The 20,640-nt window shown below is 72.4% G+C and carries 18 protein-coding genes and 1 tRNA gene; 5 read left to right on the top strand and 14 right to left on the bottom strand.

The window, feature by feature from the left end; genetic code table 11:
• Positions 1–50 precede the first annotated feature (50 nt).
• From EL266_RS04665 to EL266_RS04655, 3 genes are all read left to right on the top strand, one after another.
• Positions 51–719: a winged helix-turn-helix domain-containing protein gene (locus EL266_RS04665; protein ID WP_026428091.1), complete on the top strand. Its 669-nt coding sequence runs from the start codon at positions 51–53 to the stop codon at positions 717–719.
• A gap of 292 nt (positions 720–1,011) precedes the next feature.
• Positions 1,012–1,632 (top strand): DUF47 domain-containing protein, encoded by a 621-nt coding sequence (locus EL266_RS04660; RefSeq protein ID WP_026428092.1) that lies wholly within the window; start codon positions 1,012–1,014, stop codon positions 1,630–1,632.
• Positions 1,633–1,642: 10 nt separating this feature from the next.
• The gene (locus EL266_RS04655) at positions 1,643–2,665 is read left to right on the top strand and encodes an inorganic phosphate transporter (RefSeq protein WP_026428093.1); all 1,023 of its coding nucleotides are present in this window, start codon (positions 1,643–1,645) and stop codon (positions 2,663–2,665) included.
• 71 nt (positions 2,666–2,736) lie between these two features.
• On the opposite strand, the gene pstB is transcribed toward EL266_RS04655, so the two are convergent.
• From pstB to EL266_RS04620, 7 genes are all read right to left on the bottom strand, one after another.
• Positions 2,737–3,516 (bottom strand): phosphate ABC transporter ATP-binding protein PstB, encoded by a 780-nt coding sequence (gene pstB / locus EL266_RS04650; RefSeq protein WP_026428094.1) that lies wholly within the window; start codon positions 3,514–3,516, stop codon positions 2,737–2,739.
• A gap of 32 nt (positions 3,517–3,548) precedes the next feature.
• Positions 3,549–4,649 (bottom strand): phosphate ABC transporter permease PstA, encoded by a 1,101-nt coding sequence (pstA, locus tag EL266_RS04645; RefSeq protein ID WP_026428095.1) that lies wholly within the window; start codon positions 4,647–4,649, stop codon positions 3,549–3,551.
• A gap of 1 nt (position 4,650) precedes the next feature.
• Complete coding sequence (pstC, locus tag EL266_RS04640) at positions 4,651–5,586, bottom strand: phosphate ABC transporter permease subunit PstC (protein ID WP_051281481.1); 936 nt, start codon at positions 5,584–5,586, stop codon at positions 4,651–4,653.
• 174 nt (positions 5,587–5,760) lie between these two features.
• On the bottom strand, positions 5,761–6,861 hold the full coding sequence (pstS, locus tag EL266_RS04635; RefSeq protein WP_232012112.1) for a phosphate ABC transporter substrate-binding protein PstS: 1,101 nt from the start codon (positions 6,859–6,861) through the stop codon (positions 5,761–5,763).
• Between the two features lie 116 nt (positions 6,862–6,977).
• Complete coding sequence (locus EL266_RS04630; RefSeq protein ID WP_034515767.1) at positions 6,978–7,970, bottom strand: NUDIX hydrolase; 993 nt, start codon at positions 7,968–7,970, stop codon at positions 6,978–6,980.
• 26 nt (positions 7,971–7,996) lie between these two features.
• Positions 7,997–10,681, bottom strand: a complete 2,685-nt coding sequence (locus EL266_RS04625; protein WP_026428099.1) for an RNA degradosome polyphosphate kinase — start codon at positions 10,679–10,681, stop codon at positions 7,997–7,999.
• 129 nt (positions 10,682–10,810) lie between these two features.
• Complete coding sequence (locus EL266_RS04620) at positions 10,811–11,467, bottom strand: hypothetical protein (protein WP_026428100.1); 657 nt, start codon at positions 11,465–11,467, stop codon at positions 10,811–10,813.
• A 145-nt stretch (positions 11,468–11,612) separates the two neighbouring features.
• On the opposite strand from EL266_RS04620, the gene EL266_RS04615 reads away from it, so the two are divergent.
• Both EL266_RS04615 and EL266_RS13675 read left to right on the top strand, forming a co-directional pair.
• Positions 11,613–11,689: transfer RNA gene (locus tag EL266_RS04615), tRNA-Lys, on the top strand.
• A gap of 363 nt (positions 11,690–12,052) precedes the next feature.
• Positions 12,053–12,250, top strand: coding sequence for an antitoxin VbhA family protein (locus EL266_RS13675; protein WP_026428101.1), 198 nt, complete (start codon positions 12,053–12,055; stop codon positions 12,248–12,250).
• A gap of 685 nt (positions 12,251–12,935) precedes the next feature.
• Here EL266_RS13675 and EL266_RS04605 read toward each other — a convergent pair.
• The 7 genes from EL266_RS04605 to EL266_RS04575 form a co-directional block, all read right to left on the bottom strand.
• Positions 12,936–14,438 carry a DEAD/DEAH box helicase gene (locus EL266_RS04605; RefSeq protein WP_051281468.1) on the bottom strand — a complete coding sequence of 501 codons (1,503 nt, stop codon included), beginning with the start codon at positions 14,436–14,438 and terminating at the stop codon, positions 12,936–12,938.
• Between the two features lie 200 nt (positions 14,439–14,638).
• Entirely contained in the window at positions 14,639–15,565 is a 927-nt protein-coding gene (locus EL266_RS04600) for an EamA family transporter (RefSeq protein WP_084501179.1), read from the bottom strand.
• Between the two features lie 18 nt (positions 15,566–15,583).
• Positions 15,584–16,534 carry an endonuclease/exonuclease/phosphatase family protein gene (locus EL266_RS04595; protein WP_026428103.1) on the bottom strand — a complete coding sequence of 317 codons (951 nt, stop codon included), beginning with the start codon at positions 16,532–16,534 and terminating at the stop codon, positions 15,584–15,586.
• Positions 16,535–16,537: 3 nt separating this feature from the next.
• Complete coding sequence (msrB, locus tag EL266_RS04590; protein WP_051281469.1) at positions 16,538–16,945, bottom strand: peptide-methionine (R)-S-oxide reductase MsrB; 408 nt, start codon at positions 16,943–16,945, stop codon at positions 16,538–16,540.
• 65 nt (positions 16,946–17,010) lie between these two features.
• A complete protein-coding gene (locus EL266_RS04585; protein ID WP_051281470.1) occupies positions 17,011–18,366 on the bottom strand; it encodes a mechanosensitive ion channel family protein in 1,356 nt (451 codons plus the stop codon).
• 162 nt (positions 18,367–18,528) lie between these two features.
• Entirely contained in the window at positions 18,529–19,194 is a 666-nt protein-coding gene (locus EL266_RS04580) for a response regulator (protein ID WP_026428105.1), read from the bottom strand.
• Complete coding sequence (locus EL266_RS04575) at positions 19,191–20,471, bottom strand: sensor histidine kinase (protein WP_051281471.1); 1,281 nt, start codon at positions 20,469–20,471, stop codon at positions 19,191–19,193. Before EL266_RS04575 ends, EL266_RS04580 begins: the two co-directional genes overlap by 4 nt.
• Between the last annotated feature and the right edge of the window lie 169 nt (positions 20,472–20,640).

The following is a 20,640-nucleotide window of genomic DNA, read 5'->3' as shown; positions in this document are numbered from 1 at the left end:
CACCGGCGGCGCGCCTGACCTGGAGTGATGCGCAAGGGAAGGAGGGCTCCATGCGAATCATCATGTTCACACGGGAGACCACTGCCACCAGCGTTCTGCCCGCCGCCGCCCTCCTGGACTCCGAGGTCGAGTGCCTGGCCCCCATCCCCTCCTCCTATGTGGCGGTGGACTCGGCCGACGTCGTCATGATCGACGCCCGCGGCGACCTGACCCGGGCGCGCGCCCTGTGCCAGCTCTTCACCGGCCCCATGGACTGCCCGCCCATCATCCTCATCCTGGAGGAGGGCGGGGTGGCCGTGGTCCAGAGCGACTGGGGGGCGGCCGACTTCGTCATGGCCGACGCCGGTCCCGCTGAGCTCTCGGCGCGGATGCGCCTGCTGCGCGCCCACGTCCCGGTGGTCGAGTCCGTGGACGGCGATCTCATCGAGGTCGGCGACCTGGTCATCGACACCACCGCCTACACGGCCCGCCTGCGCGGGGCCATCCTGGACCTGACCTACAAGGAGTTCCAGCTGCTGAAGTACCTGGCCGCCAACCACGGCCGGGTCCTGACCCGCCAGAACCTGCTGGACGAGGTCTGGGGCGAGGACTACATCGGCGGCTCGCGCACCGTCGATGTCCATATCCGCCGCCTGCGCGCCAAGCTGGGCACCGAGCACGACAACCTCATCGGCACGGTGCGCAATGTCGGCTACCGCCTGGACGCGCCCCAGGAGTAGCGGCGCCGGGCCAAGGGCATCAGACGGCCATCAGACGGCCATCACAAGTCCATCGGCCTGTATCCTGGTGGTCGACGTCGGGCCGCGACGGGCCCCGGGCTCCAACTCAAGCCGCCACGAGCGGCATACGCGCCGACTGGCGCTCTCCGGCCCGACGTCCTCTCTTTCCCCCGGTTCCTTCAGCGAGTCCTCCCGGCCTGCGATAGTCTGAGGCGCAGTTATTCCGGAGCCGGCGGCATGGTTGCCCGCGGCGCACGCCCCGGCCGGTCCCTGCACACCGCCAGGAGCGCCCGTGCGACTGCACCCCCGCAACAACGACGACGAGATCATCGCCCTGATCTCCCAGAGCGCTGGCGCCCTGGTCACCGCCGCCGGGCTGCTGGCCCGCATCATCTCGGCCGACCGCAATGACCGGGCCGCCCTGCGCGAGGAGCTCCACGCCGTCGAGCACGCCGCCGACGAGACCCACCACCGGCTCATCCGCCTCATCAAGGACACCTTCGTCACCCCCGTGGACCGCGACGACCTCCACCGCATCGGCTCCCTGCTCGATGACTGCATGGACGCCCTGGATGAGGCCGGCGACGTCGTCGTGCTCTACCAGGTGGGCTCCCTGCCCCCGGCCTGCACCGAGCAGGTCCAGATCCTGCTGCGCTGCGCCGAGCTGAGCGCGGAGGCCCTGCCGGGCCTGCGCTCCCCGGCCTCGCTGCACGAGTACTGGGTGGAGATCAACTCCCTGGAGAACGCCGCCGACCGCCTCTTCCGCTCGGCCACGGCCGAGCTGTTCGCCACCGAGCGCGACGCCATCCGCCTGGTCAAGGTCAAGGAGGTCATCGAGCGCCTGGAGACGGCCGCCGACGCCTTCGAGGACCTGGCCAATGCGGTCGAGTCCCTGGCCATGAGCGAGGGCTGAGGGCGCCGAGATGGAGGTCGTGCCACTGGCCACCGGGGCCGCCATCGTCCTGGCCCTGGTCTTCGCCTTCACCAATGGCTTCCACGACGCCGCCAATGCGGTGGCGGCCTCGGTGTCCACCCGGGCGATCAGCCCCCGGGCGGCCCTGGCCATGGCGGCCGGGCTCAACCTCCTGGGGGCGCTGCTGGGCACGCAGGTGGCGCTGACCATCGGCTCGGGGATCCTGGAGGCGGGGGACGTCTCGGGGGCCGAGGGCCTGGTGGTCGTGGCCGCCGGACTGCTGGGGGCGATCAGCTGGAATGTCGTGACCTGGTGGCTGGCGCTGCCCTCATCGTCCTCCCACGCCCTGATCGGGGCGGTGGCCGGGGCGGGGATGGCCGTCGGGGCGGATGTGCACTGGGAGCGGCTGACCGGCGCGGTGCTGGTGCCCATGGCGGCCTTCCCACTGCTGGGATTCGCCACGGCCTGGGGGCTGACGGTGGGGCTGCGGCGGTGGCTCGCGGCGCGCCCCTACCACTCCACGATGCGCCGCTTCCGCCTCCTGGAGACGGTGGCCAGTGCCCTGACGGCCCTGGGCCATGGGCTCCAGGACGCCCAGAAGTCCATGGGGGTCATGCTCATCGCCCTGGGCGCCGGGGGCTACCTGGAGCTGGAGGGGGCCGCCGCCCAGGTCCCGGCCTGGGTGCGCCTGAGCGCGGCGGCCGCCCTGGGCGCGGGGACCTGGGCGGGAGGGGCCAGGATCATCCGCACCCTGGGCTCGCGCATCGCCCGCCTGGACGCCTCCCAGGGCTTCGTCGCCCAGGCGGTGACGGCCTCGATCCTCTACGTGGCGGCCTTCGGGATGGCGGCACCGGTCTCGACGACGCACACGGTCTCGGCGGCCATCGCCGGAGCGGGCGGGGCCAGGCGCATGCGCCGCCTGCAGTGGGGGACGCTGCGGCGCATCGGCTTCGCCTGGCTGGCGACCCTGCCGGCGGCCGGGGCGATCGGCGCCCTGGTGTGCCGCCTGCTGCTGGGGGCCCTGACGGCCTGAGGGGCCGGCATGAGGAGCCCGGCTCAGCCGGCCTCAACCCGGATCAGCCGGGCTCGGCCCGGGCTCAGCCCTCAGCCGAAGCGGCCGGAGATGTAGTCCTCCGTGGCCTGCTGGGACGGTGAGGAGAAGATCTTGTCGGTGGTGTCGTACTCCACGAGCTGGCCGGGCTTGCCGGTGGCCTCCAGGTTGAAGAAGCCGGTCATGTCGCTCACGCGCGAGGCCTGCTGCATGTTGTGGGTGACGATGACGATGGTGTAGTCGGACTTCAGTTCGGAGATGAGGTCCTCGATGGCCAGGGTGGAGATCGGGTCCAGGGCCGAGCAGGGCTCGTCCATGAGCAGGACGGCGGGCTTGACGGCGATGGCCCGCGCGATGCACAGGCGCTGCTGCTGGCCTCCGGACAGGCCCGAGCCGGGGCGGTCGAGCCGGTCCTTGACCTCATCCCACAGGTTGGCGCCGCGCAGGGAGGTCTCGACGATCTCATCGGCCTCGTCCTTCTTCAGGCGGCGGTTGTTCAGGCGCATGCCCGCCAGGACGTTCTCGGCGATGGACATGGTGGGGAAGGGGTTGGGCCGCTGGAAGACCATGCCGATGGCGCGGCGCACCTGAACCGCGTCGACCCCCGGGCCGTAGAGGTTGACGCCGTCGACGATGACCTCGCCCTCCACGCGGGCCCCGGGGATGACCTCGTGCATGCGGTTGAGGGTGCGCAGGAAGGTGGACTTCCCGCAGCCCGAGGGGCCGATGAGGGCGGTGACGGACTTGGGCTCGATGGTCACGTTGACGTCCTTGACGGCCAGGAAGTCCCCGTAGTAGATGTTCTCGCCGATGACGTCGATTCGCTTGGACACGTGTGCTTCCTTCGCAGTGGTCGGGGCGCGGATCAGCGCTTGCCCTTGGGGCTGAAGTGCATGGAGATGAGGCGGGCGGCCAGGTTGAGCAGCATGACCAGGATGATGAGGGTCAGCGCCCCGGCCCAGGCGCGCTCCATGGTGTCCGCCTCGCCGCGGGAGTACTGGTCGTAGACGAGCACCGGCAGGGTGGCCATGGATCCCTCCACCGGGTTGGTGTTGGTGCGGATCGTCAGGCCCACGGTGATGAGCAGGGGCGCGGTCTCCCCGATGACGCGGGCCACGGCGATCATCACCGAGGTGGTGATGCCGGCCACGGCGGTGCGCAGGACGACCTTGACGATGGTCAGCCACTTGGGCACGCCCAGGGCGTAGGAGGCCTCGCGCAGGTCCTTGGGCACGAGCTTGAGCATCTCCTCCACGCCGCGGATGACCACCGGGGTCATGAGGACGCTCAGGGCCACGGCCCCGATGATGCCGGCCTGGTAGCGGGGCCCGGCGACGGCCAGGAACACCGAGTAGGCGAAGAGCCCGGCCACGATGGAGGGGATGCCGGTCATGACGTCCACGAGGAAGGTCACGGCCCGGGCCACCCAGCCGCCGTTGTACTCCACCAGGAAGATGGCGGTGAAGATGCCCAGGGGGATGGAGATGGCCGAGGCGATGCCGGTGATCTGCAGGGTCCCCACGATGCCGTGGTAGAAGCCGCCATTGGACTCATCGGCCCCGCGCATATTGGTCAGCAGGAACTCGGTGCCGAACCTGGCCGAGCCTCCGACCAGCACCATCCAGACCAGGGAGACCAGGGGCACCATGACCACGGCGAAGGCCAGGTAGACCGAGACGGTCATGAGGGTGTTGCGCCCCCAGCGCTCGCCCTCCTTGATCCAGGACCAGGCGGTGGCGCCCACCAGCCAGGCGGCGGCGGTGGCCACGAGGGTCGCGGCGATGCTCCAGTCGGCCAGCAGCCCGATCCCGCCGACGACGACGAAGGCGGCTCCCAGCGCGGCCCACAGGAACCAGTCGGGCAGGCGGTAGGAGGTCAGGGGCACGCCCTCGATGCTGGGAGGGTCGGCCAGCGGGTCGAAGGGCGCGGAGGATGCCGGTGCGGTGGAGGATGTGGGTGCGGTCATGTCAGTTGGCCCCCGAGAACTCTGCGCGACGTGCGATCACCCAGCGCGCCATGGAGTTGACGGCGAAGGTGATGATGAACAGGACCAGGCCGGTGGCGATGAGGACGTTGACGCTCATGCCGAAGGCCTCACGGAACTGGGCGGCGATATTGGCCGCGATGGTCTGGTGCTGGCCCGCCTGGAGGACGCGCAGGTTGATGCCCAGCCCCGGGGACAGGATCATGAGCACCGCCATGGTCTCCCCCAGGGCGCGGCCCAGTCCCAGCATGGAGGCCGAGATGATGCCCGAGCGCCCGAAGGGCAGGACGGCCTGGCGGATCATCTCGTAGCGGGTGGCGCCCAGGGCCAGGGAGGCCTCCTCATGCAGCTTGGGGGTCTGCAGGAAGACCTCGCGGATGGTGGCGGTGATGATGGGCAGGATCATGACGGCCAGCACCAGGGAGGCGGTCATGATGTTCTTGGCCGGGGCCGTGTAGTCGGCGAACAGGGGGATGAAGCCCAGTGTCTCGGTCAGCTGGGAGTAGAGGGGGTCGAGCAGGGGCACCAGCCACAGGAACCCCCACAGGCCGAAGACCACCGAGGGGATCGCGGCCAGCAGGTCCACCAGGTACCCCAGCCCCTGGGCCAGGCGGCGCGGGGCGAAGTGGGAGATGAACAGGGCCACGGCGATGCTCAGCGGCACGGCCACCGCCAGGGCGATGAGTGAGGACAGCAGCGTGCCGAAGACCAGGGGGGCCACGTAGCTCCAGAAGCCCTGCCCGCGCATGAAGGAGATGTCCTCCAGGTCCGCCGATGAAGCGGTGAAGGCAGGCAGCGCCTGGCCGACGAGGAAGGCGGTGACCAGGGCCAGGACCACCATGATGAGCAGGCCCGCGCCGAAGGACAGGCCGGTGAACACCCGGTTGCCGGTGCGGCCGGGGGCCCGGCCGGTGCGGATGGCGGTCTGGGCGCCGTCGGGCTCGGGCCGCTGGGCCCGCTCGGCGAGGCCGGCCTCCTGCTGGGAGGCCGGCCGGGCGTCGTCGGGCCCTGCCGGGGGCGCGCCCTCGGCGGCGTCATGAGGGGGTGTGGTGGCCACGGGCGACCTTCCCTTCGGTGATGGTGGGTGGGCGGCTCAGGAGCCGATCGTGTCGATGGCGGCCAGGACCCGCTCGCGCAGGGCCTGGGAGATGGGGGCGCAGCCGGCCTCGGCGGCGGCGGCCTCCTGTCCCTCCTGAGAGGCCATGTAGCGGAAGTAGGCCTTGACGACCTCGGCGATCCGGGGGTCGTCGTAGCGCTGCCTGGCGATGAGGTAGGAGATCAGGATGATCGGGTAGGCGCCGGCGGCGGCGTGGTTGAGGGAGTAGATGACCCGGGAGTCGGTGGCCTGCTCATCGAGCGCCGAGGCATCCAGGGTGGCGGCGGCGGCCTCGGCGGAGACGGGAACGAAGTCCTCCCCCGACCCCACGGCCACGGTCCCCAGGGAGTCGGGGATCTTGGAGGCGTCCGCGTACCCGATGGTGCCCTTGGCCGCGGAGATCGTCTGGATCACCCCCGAGGTCCCGTCCCCGGACTGCCCGCCGCTCAGGGGCCAGGTCTCGGCGCCCTCGTGACCCCAGGCCTGGGGGGCCACGGCGTGGAGGTAGGCGGTGAAGTTCTTGGTGGTTCCCGAGTCGTCGGAGCGGTTGACCACGGTGATGCGAAGCTCGGGCAGATCCACGCCCTCGTTGAGGGCCGCGATGGCCGGGTCGTTCCAGGTGGTGATGTCACCGGCGAAGACCCGGGCGATGACCTCGCCGGTCATGTTGAGGTGGGTGTCCCCGCCCAGCCCCGGGACGTTGTAGGCCACGGCGATCGGGGAGATGTAGAGGGGGACCTCCACCGCCCCGCCCAGGGCCTGTGCCTCCTTGGCCTCCATGGCGGCGTCGGAGCCTGCGAAGTCCACGGCGCCGGCGATGAGCTTGGTGCGCCCGGCCCCCGAGCCTCCCCCCGCGTAGTCGACGGCGGCGGCGAGGTTGAGGTCCATGAAGCCGTTCATCCAGGCGTCCTGGGCGTCGGCCTGGGAGGTGGCGCCGGCCCCCTTGATCTCGCCCTCGAGGTCACTGTTGGCCCCGGGGGCGGGGGCTCCGGCGTCGCGCCCGCAGGCGGTCAGGGAGGCCAGGGCGACGGCGGCCGCCCCCAGTGCGAGGCGCCGGGTCAGGAGCACCGGAGCCGGGAGCGAGTCTGATCGTGACACGCCTCGACGCTAAGCAGCCCAGGTGACCGCCCAGGGTGATCCAGGTGAACTCTCAGTAAATTCTTCTTGCCGCAACCGCCATGGAGCGCCGTCGCCCGGCCCGGGGCGTGACCCGCTCAGCGGCCCTGGGACAGGACGGGGCGCTGCTTCTCGATGGCCACCGCCCGGATGCGCCCGTGGGGGCGGCGGGCCATATGCACCACGAGGATCTCCCCGGTCTTGAGCCAGGGATCCTGGTCGGGCACTGAGCGCAGCAGGCGCCCGGGGGCGTGCTCGGCCACCGCCTCCATGATGGTGGGGAGCACCGGCCGGTGGGTGCACAGCGCCACCGGGTCCTCGCGCTCCCGCAGGGCGCGCGCGACCACCTTGCGCGCGCCCTTGGGCCGGGCCGCGTGCGCCGCCTCGGTGAGCGCCGACTCGGTCTCCAGCTCGATGCCCGCCGCCCGGGCGTAGGGCGCCACCGTGTCGGCGCAGCGCCGCCACGGGCTGGTGACGACCCGCCCCACGCCGTAGGCGGACAAAATCGGCACCAGGGCCCTGGCGCGGGTCTCCCCCTGGTCATGGGTCAGGGGGCGGGTGGCCTCATCCTCCTGGGCGGAGCGCTCCTTGGGACGGTTCCACACCGAGCGCTTGACGGCACGGGCGTGGCGCACCAGGACCAGGGTCCAGGTGTCCAGCTTGCCGTCCTCCCACAGGTCCACCAGCTCCCCCAGCAGCTCGCGGTCCCGGGCGTGGGTCAGGCGGGCCCGGGCGCTCTTGACCCGCAGCCACACCGCCTCATCGATCTCCCGGGCGGAGGCCGGCTCGACGGCCTCACGGGCCACCAGCGCCGCCGAGTCCTCCTGGGCCGGGCGGGCCGCCCAGTAGTGGACCTCCTTGCGGGCGCCGTCGTCGAGCCGATAGCTCACCGTGCTCAGGGGCTGGCCCAGGACGATGGGGATGCCGGTCTCCTCGGCCACCTCCCGCACCGCGCAGGAGCGCACCGACTCGCAGTGCTCCACCTTGCCCTTGGGGAAGGACCAGTCGTCGTACCGGGGGCGATGGACCAACAGCACCTCCAGGTGCTTGCCGCTGCGGCGCCACACCAGCGCGCCGGCGGCGCGCACCATCCTCCTCGTTGCCACGACCGGCCCCGTCAGCTGCGGCCCTTGACGCGCGAGCGCGCCCGGGACATGAGGCGGGCCTGGATGTCCTCCAGGCGCTGGCCGTCAGGGCCCTCGATATGGCGGGTCCAGGTGCCGTCGGGCTCCAGGTGCCAGGAGGCCACCTCATCGCTGGCGCAGCGGGTGACGACATCCTCGAGGTAGGCGACCATCGTCGGGTCGGTGATGCGCACCAGGGCCTCGACGCGCCTATCCAGGTTGCGGTGCATGAGATCGGCCGAGCCGATGTAGAGCTCGGTGGTGCCCCCGGCGGCGAAGGCGTAGATGCGGGAGTGCTCCAGGAAGCGCCCCAGGATGGAGCGCACCCGGATGTTCTCCGAGAGGCCCGGCACGCCCGCGCGGATCCCGCAGATGCCCCGCACCACGATGTCCACGCTCACCCCGGCGCGCGAGGCCCGGTAGAGGGCGTCGATGACGGTCTCATCGATGATCGAGTTGACCTTGATGCGGATCCAGGCGGGCAGACCGGCACGGTGGTTGGCGATCTCGGCCTCGATGCGCTCGACCAGCCCGTCGCGCAGGCTCCGGGGCGCCACCAGCAGGCGGCGGAAGCGGGCCCGGGGGGCGTAGCCGGAGAGCTGGTTGAACAGGGTGGTCAGGTCCTGGGCGACATCGCGGTCGCAGGTCAGCAGGCCCAGGTCCTCATACCCGCGGGCCGTCTTGGGGTGGTAGTTGCCGGTGCCCACATGGCAGTAGCGGCGCAGGCCCTCCCGCTCCTGGCGCACCACCAGCAGCAGCTTGCAGTGGGTCTTGAGCCCCACCATCCCGTAGACGACGTGCACGCCGGCCCGCTCCAGCTTGCGGGCCCAGGAGATGTTGGCCTCCTCGTCGAAGCGGGCCTTGATCTCAACGATCGCCACCACCTGCTTGCCGGCCTCGGCGGCCTCGATGAGGGCATCGACGATGGGCGAGTCCCCACTGGTGCGGTACAGGGTCTGCTTGATGGCCAGCACCTTGGGGTCGGCGGCGGCCTGGGCCACGAACTCCTGGACGGAGGTGGAGAAGGAGTCGTAGGGGTGGTGCAGCAGGACGTCGTGCTCGCGCATCGCCGCGAAGACATCGGGGGCCGAGGAGGACTCGTGCGCGGCCAGGCCCGCGGCGGTAACCGGCACGAAGCGCGGGAACTTCAGGGCCGGGACGTCCAGGTCGTGGAGCTCGGACAGGCCGTTGAGGTCCAGGGGGGCGGGCAGCTCGAAGACGTCGTCGTCCCGCAGGCCCAGGGCCCGCACCAGAAGGCGGCGGGTGAAGGGGGAGATGGTGTTCTCCACCTCCAGTCGCACGCTGGCGCCGAATCGGCGCCGCTCCAGCTCCTTCTCCATGGCGGTCAGGAGGTTCTCGGCGTCGTCCTCCTCCACCTCCAGGTTCTCGTTGCGGGTCACGCGGAAGAGGTGGTGCTCCAGGATGTCCATGCCCGGGAAGAGGTGGTCCAGGTGCTGGCCGATCACCGTCTCGATGGGGATGAGGGCGCAGCCCGAGCCGGGATCGGAGGCGTCGAGCTCTCGGCCGGGAACGGTGATGAGCCGGGGCAGCGATCCGGGCACCTTGACCCGGGCGAAGTGCTCCTTGCCGCTGCGCGGGTTGCGCAGGATGACCGCCAGGTTGAGGGACAGGCCCGAGATGTAGGGGAAGGGGTGGGAGGGGTCGACCGCCAGGGGGGTGAGCACCGGGAAGATGTGGTGGCGGAAGTAGCGGGTCAGGCGCTCGCGCTGGTCCAGGCCCAGGTCATCCCACATGAGGACCTCGATGCCGCGCTCAGCCAGGGCGGGGCGCACGTCGTCGTGGAAGATGGAGGCCTGGCGGGCGGTGAGCTCCTTGGCGCGGGCAGTGACCCGGGCCAGCACCTGGTGGGCGTCCAGGCCCGAGGCCCGCACCGGGGTGATGCCGGCCTTGATGCGGCGCATGAGCCCGGCCACGCGCACCATGTAGAACTCGTCCAGGTTGGAGGAGAAGATCGACAGGAACCAGGCTCGCTCCAGCAGGGGCATGTCGCGGTCCTCGGCCTGCTCCAGGACCCGCTCGTTGAAGTCCATCCAGGTCAGCTCGCGGTCGGCGAAGCGGTCCTCGAAGGACTCCAGGGGCGCCAGCCCCTCCTCGGGATCCGGCTCCTCCGACGGCGCTGCCGGTCTGGCTGTGCCGGCCGGGCCGCCCGCGGTCGCGGCGGGGACGGGTCCGGCTGAGCCGGCGCCCGGTGCGGGGGCGCCGGGGATGCTGAGGGCCGCGGCCGGGGCCTGCGCCAATCCGCGTGAGGAGGGCGTGGGAGCGCTGGCCGTGGCGGGCTCGTCATCGCCCTCCTCGAAGTCCTCGTCCTCGTACTGGGGTCCGGAGTCGTCGGCGAAGTCCCTGGGGTCGGCGGGCTCGATGACGTGCTCGTCCAGGGGCGGCGGCGCGGGAGGCGCCGGGGAGGGCGAGCCGGGATCGCCCTGGTGGTCGGCTGCCGGGGTCTCGGCGGCGTCGTCGGGCCTGGGCGGGGCGGTCGGCGCACTGGGAGCGGTGGCGTCACCGGGTGGGGTGGAGCCCGGGGCAGCGTCCGGTGCGACCGGGGCCTCGGCGGAGTCGGCGGGCTGCGCGGGGTCTGCCTCCTCGGGGGCGGGAGCCTGCCTGGCCCAGCCGCCGAGGAAGCTGGACAGCGGGACCGGGGAGGAGTGCGCAGTGCTCATGGGCACATGCTCCCACGCCCCGCGCGGTCCTGCGTCCCGCTTGAGGCGGGATATTCGGGCCAGGGCCACGGCGAGCCGGCAGCAGGCCGCCCCCAGAACCGCGCACCGCCCAGGGGCGGTGCGGGCCGCTCAGTCCAGCAGGCCGGCGGTCGCGCGGCGGGAGGCCTCCTGGAGCTCGACGGCGGTGGCCGTCAGTGCGGAGTCACGGCGGGTGACGCGGTCGGCGAGCTCGTCGGCGTCGTCCTCGATCCACACCGGGTTGGAGCCGGCGGCCAGGGCGCGCAGGAAGCCGGAGGCGGCGGACAGCAGCGGGGCCAGGGCGGTCACCGAGCCGTCCAGGCGGCCGGCCAGGACGGCATCGAGGCGCTCGCGCAGCGCCTCGGGGGAAGGCGCGCGACGGGCCTCGGGCAGGGCCGACTCGAATCGGGCGGTGGCCGCCTCGTCGTCGGCCAGGTCGAGGGTGGTGGCGTAGCGGCGGGCGACGAGGTCAGGGTCGCGGCGGATCCACTCACGCAGCAGGAACAGGCGCCACAGGGTGCCCGGCAGGGTGGTGGCCGGGGAGTCGGCCCACAGCTCGGCGACGGAGTCGACGCCGTTGGCCGCCACGGCGGCGACGACGCCGCTGCGCGTGATGGGGTCGTCCGGGGCCTCGTTGGGGAAGCCGCCGACGAGCGCCTGGGCAGCGCGGTGGGCGAGCTCGGAGGACACGGCGGTGTCCGCGCTGCCCTCGATGGCCTCGGCGGCCTCAGGATCAAGACGGGCGGGACGGTGGAACTGGCGTGCCATGTGTCATCTCCTGGTGCTCAACGAGGACGGGACGGGCGATGGTGATCGCGCCCCGTCGCATTGTCCCGCGCGCGGGTCCCCGGGTGAAGCGAGGGACGCTATGCTGACCGCGTGCACGGCCATGACCTGGGTCATGACCGGCGGCGCCCCTTTAGCTCAGTCGGTTAGAGCTGCGGACTTTTAATCCGAAGGTCGTGGGTTCGAGCCCCACAGGGGGCACCAGCGCTTCGGCGTGATTGCAGGGGAAACCAGGGGTCCCGAGCGACCGTCAGGGACGCCATGTCCTCCGTTTCCCGCCTTGCGTGGCTACACGTATGGCTACACCTGGAAGGGCGGTGACGCGAGGGCTCCGTCCACCAGGCACAGGCTCCCACCCCCTCCCCTGGCACCAGCGCCTGCGACGGTTTGTCCATGGTGAACAACTTTACCCGCCTCCGCCCACGGGCCCGCCCCTGAGACTGCGCTCTGACCTGCGCGTTTGTCATCGCGGCCAGCGGTGGCGAGCCTTAAAGTTGTTCACGGTGGACAAAGTTTGTGGGACGTTGACTAGGCTGGGCCAAGCACCGGACGAGAGGAGCATGCCCTGTGCCCACCAAAACAGCAGCCACCGCCACGACCGCGGCCGAGCGCGAGTCGCGAGTGGCCGAGGCGACCCACAGCGGCGAGATGGAGGGCCTGGCAGTGACCGCCGTCGGCCGCCAGGACGCCCAGGAGTACGTCGCCGGCCGCATCGACTCCGATGAGCTGGTGGCCCGCGCTCGCGCACGCTATGGCCTCGACTGAGTTCGTCGACCCGTAGACGAAGGTTGCCCTCGATGAAAGCGCGCCAGGCTGTCGTTCCCCACGAGTACCGCCGAGGCCGCGCAACGATCCCCGAAGGCGGAGCGATGACGGGCACCAGTACGTGCGACGGGCACCAGTACGTGCCACGGTTTGTCCATGGTGAACAACTTTACCCGCCTCCGCCCACGGGCCCGCCCCTGAGACTGCGCTCTGACCTGCGCGTTTGTCATCGCGGCCAGCGGTGGCAAGCCTTAAAGTTGTTCACGGTGGACATCTTTGCCCGCGTCCCAGCCGCTGGCCTGCGTCGACGACGTGCGTTCGCGTAGACGACGAGGGTTTGCGTCATCCGACTGGGGGTAGCACAGGGGTGATTGACGCAAACGCACGTCCGGTATGCAGAGTCACGTCCACGACGCCCCGGGCACGGCAGACCACAGGACCGACAGGCTCTACTTGTCCTTTCTGGACAGGACCACCACGGCGCCAATGATGGCGCCGACGACGATCAGGCCGACGATGATGATGCCGCCGAAGACGATCATGCCGGTGCCCACGACCATGCTCTCCTCCTTCGATAGCGCAGAATCCCCAATGAATAAGGGACCAATCAGAGGCTACCCCGCGGGAGTGGTCATGCGCATGGGCAGCCCGCCCCTGGCACCGTCCCCGACTGAGCCGGCCCCTCTCAGCCCTTCCCGGCCCTGCGCTGGTGACCGCCCCGGCTCCCGCGCGCGCCGCCTCGCCGAGCACCCGCACGGCCACCACGGCCCGCGCGCCCGGTCCTTCTCTCAGAGCCCTCAGCGCCGCCGGAGCCCCTCGCGCCGCCGCCGCGGCCGCCACCGCCACCACCGCCACCACCATGGGCACCGGATCCTGCCTGGGACGCCGTCCCCCGGCGCCCGCGCCCGCGCCCGCCCTTGGGCAGGTGGGCCCGGCCGGTGGGGCTGGCCTTGATGGCGACTCCCTCGGGCATGTCCTGCGCGGCCACCACCGGGGCGACCTCCCCCACCAGGGCGCCAACAACCTCGTCCTCGGGACGAACCCGCTCGATATCCGCCTTGATCCGCGCCTTGCGCATGAGCACCTGAACATCCTGCCTCTGCTCGGGCAGAACCAGGGTCACCACGGTGCCGGCCGCCCCGGCCCGGGCGGTGCGTCCCGATCGGTGCAGGTAGGCCTTGTGCTCGGCCGGCGGGTCGACGTGCACCACGAGCTCCACGCCGGAGATGTCAATGCCGCGCGCGGCGATGTCGGTGGCCACCATGACGTGCACCTGCCCGCTGGTGAAGGCCCTCATGGCCCGCTCGCGTGCGTTCTGGCTCATATTGCCCTGCAGCTCGACGGCGGGGATGCCGTCCTTGGTGAGCTTGCGGGCCACGCGGCGCGCCAGGTGCTTGGTGCGCGTGAACAGGATGCGCCGCCCCGTTCCGGAGGCCAGGCGGCGCACGACGGCGTCCTTGGCGGTCTTGTCCGCCACCTGCCAGACCCGGTGGTCCATCGCCGAGACCGGCGAGGTGGAGGGGTCCACGGCGTGCTGGAGCGGGTCGCGGAGGAACTCGCGCACGAGGGCGTCGACCCCGTTGTCCAGGGTCGCGGAGAACAGGAGGCGCTGGCCGGCCGGCGTGGCCCGCAGGATGCGGCGCACACCGGGCAGGAACCCGAGGTCGGCCATGTGGTCGGCCTCGTCCAGGACGGTGATGGCGACCTCGTCCAGGTCGATGAGCCCCTGGCCCATGAGGTCCAGGAGCCTGCCCGGGCAGGCCACGACGACGTCGACCCCCGCCGCCAGCGCCCGCTCCTGCGGCTTCTGGGAGGTCCCGCCGAAGATCGTCGTGACATCCATATCCACCACGGCGGCCAGCGGCTTGATGACCTCGGCGATCTGCAGGGCGAGCTCGCGGGTGGGGGCGAGCACCAGGCCGATGGGGTGGCCGGGCCGGGCCTTGTCCTGGGCGGCCAGGCGCTGGACCAGGGGGAGGCTGAAGGCCAGGGTCTTGCCCGAGCCGGTGCGCCCCCGGCCCAGGACATCGCGCCCGGCCAGGGTGTCGGGCAGGGTGGCGGCCTGGATGGGGAAGGGCGCCGTGAAGCCGCGGGCGTCGAGGTCCTCGGCCAGGTCGGCATCCACGCCGAGGTCGGTGAAGGTGGGCTCGCCGGCCGAGGGCAGGCGGGAGGAGGTGAATGCGGGCACGCGTTGTCTTTCGCTCGTCTCGAGCCACGGTGCGCCTGCGGCGCCGGCTCTGCGGGGTGCCGGTGGGCAGGTCTGTCGGGCGCCTGGGCGGGCGCCGGAGCCTGGGCACCAGCCGGGCCGCGGCGGGTCGCCGGGCCAAGGCCCTACCCTGCCTGATCAGGCACCGGTCTCCAAGGACCCCGCTCACACCTCGGTGCGGGTCAGGACCGTCCCGCCAGGGCGACGGCGATGGAGATGAGCACCAGCCCCACCGCCTCCCCCGCATTGGGCAGCTGGCGCAGCATGACGACGCCGACCAGAAGCGAGGTGGCGGGCATGAGGGAGGCCAGCAGGGAGAAGGAGGCCGTGGCCAGGCGCCGCATGGTGACCTGGTCCAGGGCGTAGGGCACCACGGTGGACAGGAGGGCCACCCCGGCCACGGCGGCGACGGTGGGGACGTCGGTCAGGGCGCGCATCGCCGTCGGAGCGGCCAGGGGGAGGTAGGCCAGCGCCCCGGCCGCCGAGGCGATGGCCAGGGAGTCCAGGCCGGTGCCGCGGACGGCCACGCGCCGGCCCAGCAGGATGTAGCAGGCCCAGGCTCCCCCGGCGGTCAGCGCCAGCAGGACCCCGGTGCGCTGGCGCTCGTCCCCCATGTCCAGGCCGAGCCCGGAGATCGAGACCACCCCCGCCATGGCCAGGAGCGCCGCCACCCGCGGCGCCCAGCCGCGCCCGGTGGCCAGGGCCACCGCCACGGGCCCCAGGAACTCCAGCGACACCGCCGTCCCCAGGGGGAGGTGGTTGATGGAGGCGTAGAAGATGACGTTCATCGTGGCGGTGGCCAGGCCGAAGGCGGCGCAGACCGCCAGGTCCCGTCGGCTCCACGCCCTCCTCCAAGGCCGTCGCCAGGCCATCAGCACCAGGGCGCCGATGGCGATGCGCCACCAGGCCACCGTGGTGGAGGGCATGAGGGCGAACAGGGAGACGGCGAAGCCGGCGCCGATGTAGCTCGACAGCCCGGCTCCCATGAAGATCAGGGGCGCCGGGACCGCTGTGATGGCGGCGATGGCCCGGCCGGGCCCTGTGGCGCCGGCGCATCGGTCCGAGGCCCGAGACCCGATGGGCCGGTCGGCGGGGCGGGTGGCGGGCATGGGGCCATTGTCGCCCCTCTACCCCACGGGCTCCAGATCCACCCAGGTGCCGGCATGGTCGGAGATGACGAAGGTGCGCGTCCCCCAGGCCGCGGCGCGCAGCAGTGGGCCGCGCGCGCTGGCCAGGGCCGCCTCCAGAGGCTGCCCGCTGGCGTCCACGGGCCAGGGGTCGGTCATGAAGTGGTCGATGCGCCGGTTGGGCGAGGCCGCGGGGAAAGTGGGGCCATCCCCCACCAGGCGCCCCACTCCCAGGGGGGTGAGCTGCTCCGGTCGCAGGTTGTAGTCGCCGACCAGGACATGCGCGCCGGGCTGGGCGGCCAGGTGCTGCCAGGCGGCGGCCACCTGCTTGGCGGCGGTGTCGCCGCGCGTGGCCAGGTGGGTGGAGGCCACGGACAGCGGGGCGCCACTGGGCATGGTGATGGTGGCGCCGACCATGACCCTGTGGGTGGCGGTGAAGAGCTTGTAGGAGCGCGGGCTCCAGGCCCGCTCCCCTCGGCGCACGATCGTGGCCGGCCCGCGCCCCAGCCGCTTGTCGGTCCAGGCCTGGACGGGGTGGCGCGAGAGCAGGGCGTTGCCGTAGCCGATGGGCCTGGCTCCCACGAAGGCCCGCAGCGGCCCCAGCGGCTCGTGGCGGGCGGCGGTCAGCTCGCAGCGCAGGGGCCGGCGCCGCAGCCCCACCACGGGCCCGGCGTAGGCGGCGGCGAAGCGGTAGTGGGACATGCCCAGGGCCTTGGCCAGGAAGGCCGTCTGGTTCAGGCGCCCGGAGCGGGGCTGGCCCAGGTCCACCTCCTGGAGGGCGACGACGTCGGGGGCCAGCTCGGCGATCTGCTCGGCGGCGGCCTCCATGACGGTGCGGGCCACGGCCGGGGAGGAGATGTCCGCCCCGGCCAGCGAGCCCGTGGCGGCAGCGCCGTCCCCGGCCCCGGCGCCGGGCAGGCCGTGCTGCAGGTTGAGGCTGAGAATGCGCATGGCTCAGTCCTGGTCGAAGGTCAGGCTCACCGAGTTCATGCAGTAGCGCTGCCCGGTGGGGGTGGCCGGGGCGTCGTCGAAGACGTGGCCCAGATGGGAGTCGCAGGCCGCGCAGCGCACCTCGGTGCGCACCATGCCGTGGGAGGTGTCCTGGCTCAGGGTCACGGCGCTGGAGTCGGCCGGGTCGTAGAAGGAGGGCCAGCCGCAGTGGGAGTCGAACTTGGTGGTGGAGCGGAACAGCTCGGCGCCGCAGCCGCGGCAGCGGTAGACCCCCTCGCGGCTCTCGTTGAGGAGCTCGCCGGTGAAGGGGCGCTCGGTGCCGGCCTCACGCAGGACGTGGTACTCCATGGGGCTCAGGGCGGCGCGCCATTGGGCATCGGTGCGGGCGGCTGCGGCGGGGTCGATCGTCATGTGCCCATCGTTGCCTGCCAGGGGCCCCGGGGGCGACGGCGTTCCCGCTGCGTGAACGCATCGGCTCAGCGGTGCCCTCGGCCCAGGCGGGGCCGGCTGAGCCAGGAGCGCCTCTTGGGCTGGGCCTCGGCGGGCGGGGAGGCCTCCGCCTCCTCGCTGGGGCTCTCGGGCTCACGGCGCGCCTCCTCCTTCTGCCGGGCGATGAGCTCCTCGGCCAGGCGCGCCACGTGCTCGGGGGTGGGGTCCTGGGTGATCTCCACCTGATCGACCTCCACGCGGGTGCGCGGCAGCGCATAGGGGGCCTCGCGCTGGAGCCAGGTCACCAGCTCCTCGCGCACATGGGATTTCAGGGCCCCGATGTCGGAGGAGTTCTTGCCGGACACGGCGATCTTGATGGTGAGGATCCCGCCGACGGCGTCGGCCACCTCCAGTGAGGCCTCCCGCCCGTCCCAGGCACTGGAGGCGGCCACGATCCGGGCGAGCTCGACGCGCAGCGCCGCCACCGGCGCCCGCCAGTCCAACTCCATGGTGATCCCGCCAATGCCCTGGGTGCCTCCGCGCGACCAGTTGGCGAAGGGGTTCTCCGTGAAGTGGGTCGAGGGCAGCACCAGGCGCCGATCGTCCCAGGTGCGCATGACCACGTAGGTCAGGGTGATCTCCTCGATGGTGCCCTGCTCGGTGTCGACCACGACGAGGTCCCCCACCCGGATGGCGTCGGTGGTGGCCAGCTGGACCCCGGCGAAGATGTTGCCCAGGGTCGAGCGCGCGGCCAGACCGGCGATCACGGAGACCAGACCGGCGGAGGCCAGCAGGGACCCCATGGCCACCCGCGCGCTGGGGAAGGTCATGACCGCCCCGACCAGCCCGCAGACGATGACGATGACCTCGGCCACGCGCCTGAGGATCTGCGCCTGGGTGGTCACCCGGCTGGTGCGCCCGTGGTTCCCAGCGGCCCGCACATTGGCCACCACGGTGGCCTCCACGGCCCTGGTGGTGCCGGCCAGCAGCCAGGTGGCGGCCAGGATGACGCCGATGAGCAGGGCGTGCAGGGTGATGAGTCGGGTGGCGCTGTTGCTCTGGCCCACCACGGCCAGCTGGGCGCCCATGTAGGCGCCGGTCAGCGCCCCGCCCAGGTAGCCGGGGCTGGAGCCGAATCGCGCCAGCTCGGAGTAGAGCTGGCGCCGCGAGCCGAGCATCCTGAGGACCAGGAGCACCACGAAGACGACGGCCAGGCCCACCGCTGCTCCCAGCCCCGCCCTCCAGGCGATGTCCAGGAGGCTGACGCCGGTCTCCTGGACGGCCTCGACGGTCTGGTTGACGTCGAGGGTCGGGAGCTGGGTGGGGGTGCCCTCCGGCTCGGAGGTGGGCTCATCGGGGGTGGGGGTGGCGGTGGCGGCGGACAGGAGGGCACGCAGGGGCATGGGCCCAGGGTAAGTGGCGGGCCGTGGCCGGTCTGCGGGACGCACCGGTGAGGATGCGCACCGCGAACAGGGGCGGGCCCGGCCCGCCGCCCCGGCGGCTCGGGCGCCCGCATGCGGTGCTGAGTGCCCGCTGGCTGCGCTGAGCGCCCGGGTGGGCGGGGCCTACGGCTGCGGCGGGTGGAGCGCTCGGTAGAGGGTCAGTGCCAGGGCGGTGCGGTCGGGCACGGCCAGCTTGCGCAGGAGGGCGGAGACGTGGTTCTTGACGGTGCCCTCGGCCAGGACCAGCTGGTCGGCGATCTGGCGGTTGGTCCGGCCCTGAGCCACGAGCTCGCCCACCGCTCGCTCGGCGGGGGTGAGCACCGCCAGCTCGGGCGGCTCCTCGGGCTGGCCGGGCGACTGCGCGACGGCCTGCTGGGCGCTCAGCGCCAGACGCGCCACGCGCGGATCGATGACCATGCCGCCGCTGTGGACGGCCTGCACGGCGTCGGCCAGGCCCTCGATGGAGGTGTCCTTGAGCAGGAAGCCGGCGGCTCCCGCGGCGATCGCCCCCTGGACGATATCCGGCTCATCGAAGGTGGTGAGCACGAGGACCGGCAGGCCCGGATGGAGCTCGGCGACCCGGCGCACCAGGGTGACCCCGTCCATGACCGGCATCTTGGCGTCGGCCAGGACGACGTCCACCTCTCGGGAGCCCAGGACCGCGAGCGCCTCCTGCCCATGGGCGGCCTCGGCGATGACCTCGACCTCGTCGATGGTGGAGAAGAGCATGACCAGGCCGCGGCGCAGCAGTTGCTGGTCGTTGACGATGAGGACGCGCACGGGGCTCATGACGCCTCCTGGGGTCGTAGGGCGGTGCGGGTCGGCAGGGTGAGGCGCAGGCGGAAGGTCTCGCCGTCGCGCCCGGCGGTGGCGCCGCCTCCGAGCTGGGCGGCGCTCTCGCTCAGCCCGCGCAGGCCGAAGCCCGCCTCCGGCCCTCCGCGCTCGCCGACGGCCGGGGTGGGGATATCGTCGCGGCGGTCGGCGGGGATCGGGTTGGTGACGGTCAGGGTGACGTGGTCGGATCGGTCGGCGGGCTCCTGCGGGTCGGCCGCCAGGCCGATGGTGATGCTCCGGGCGCCCGAGTGGCGCAGGGCGTTGGTCAGTCCCTCCTGGACGGCCCGGTAGATGAGGAGCTCGGCCTCCTGGGCCAGGGCTCCCGGGCCGATCTCGTCGGTGACCTCCACGTGCACGCCGGTGCCGCGGAAGGAGGCGGCGATGGCCTCGAGCCCGGCGGCGCCGGAGGTGCCGGAGGTGCCGGTGGTGTCGGTGGCGCCAGCTCCCTGCGCCGTCCCGTGGGCGGCCAGGACCGTGGGGCTGGCGGGGCTCAGGGCCCGCACCCAGGTGCGCATCTCGCCGACGGCCTCGCGGCTCGTGCGCTCGGCGACGGCGATCTCCTGCCAGGCGGCCTCGGGATCGCGCCGGCGCACGCGGGAGGCGAACTCCAGGCTCATGCCGATCTGGGTGAGGCGATGGCCCAGGCCGTCGTGGAGCTCGTGGGCGGCGCGGGCGCGCTCCTGGGCGAGCATGAGCTCCTTCTCGACGGCGGCCTGGCGCTCGGCGCGCACCAGGGCGGCGTCGCGCTCGGCCAGGGCCTGGCGCTGGTCGGCCAGGACGGCGTCGTAGCGGGCCAGGACCAGGCCCAGGATGGTGCCGGAGGCCACGAGGGCGAGGAAGCCCACCCCCACGCCGAGGACCTCCAGCGGGGCGTGACCGAGCACCATGAGGAAGACGACCAGCCCGATGACATAGACCAGGTCGGCGATGAGCCCCGCGGTCAGGGACAGGTCGATGACCACCAGCGCGGAGGCGATGAGGAGGGCCGGCACCACGTGGGTCGTCCCGCTGCCCACCATGGAGGAGGTGGCGACGCACACGAAGGCCGTCACGGAGCACACGGCGCGCACGCGCGGACTGCGCGCGCGGTGGCGGATGGCCCAGGCCAGCGCCAGGACCGCCGGCACGCACAGGAAGGCGCCGACCACCACCGGGGCCCTGTCCAGGTGCTTCAGGAGCGGGAGCTCGGCGATCACCTGGCAGATGACGGCGATCGCCTGGAGGCTGGGCATGATGGCCCATCTGGAGGTCTATGGCCACCGTGACCCACTCAATGGCCCGCTCACAGGCCCGCTCAGGGCCTGCGGGCGGAGGTCGGCGGCGACGTCGTGCTGCGCGCTCACTCCTCCACGGTAGGTCGCCGGTGGTGCCCGCGTCCCATGACCGGGGTCATGACCGGGC

The sequence above is a fragment of the Actinomyces slackii genome (assembly GCF_900637295.1).
GTDB lineage: Bacteria > Actinomycetota > Actinomycetes > Actinomycetales > Actinomycetaceae > Actinomyces > Actinomyces slackii.
This window is presented reverse-complemented; position numbering and strand designations above follow the sequence as displayed.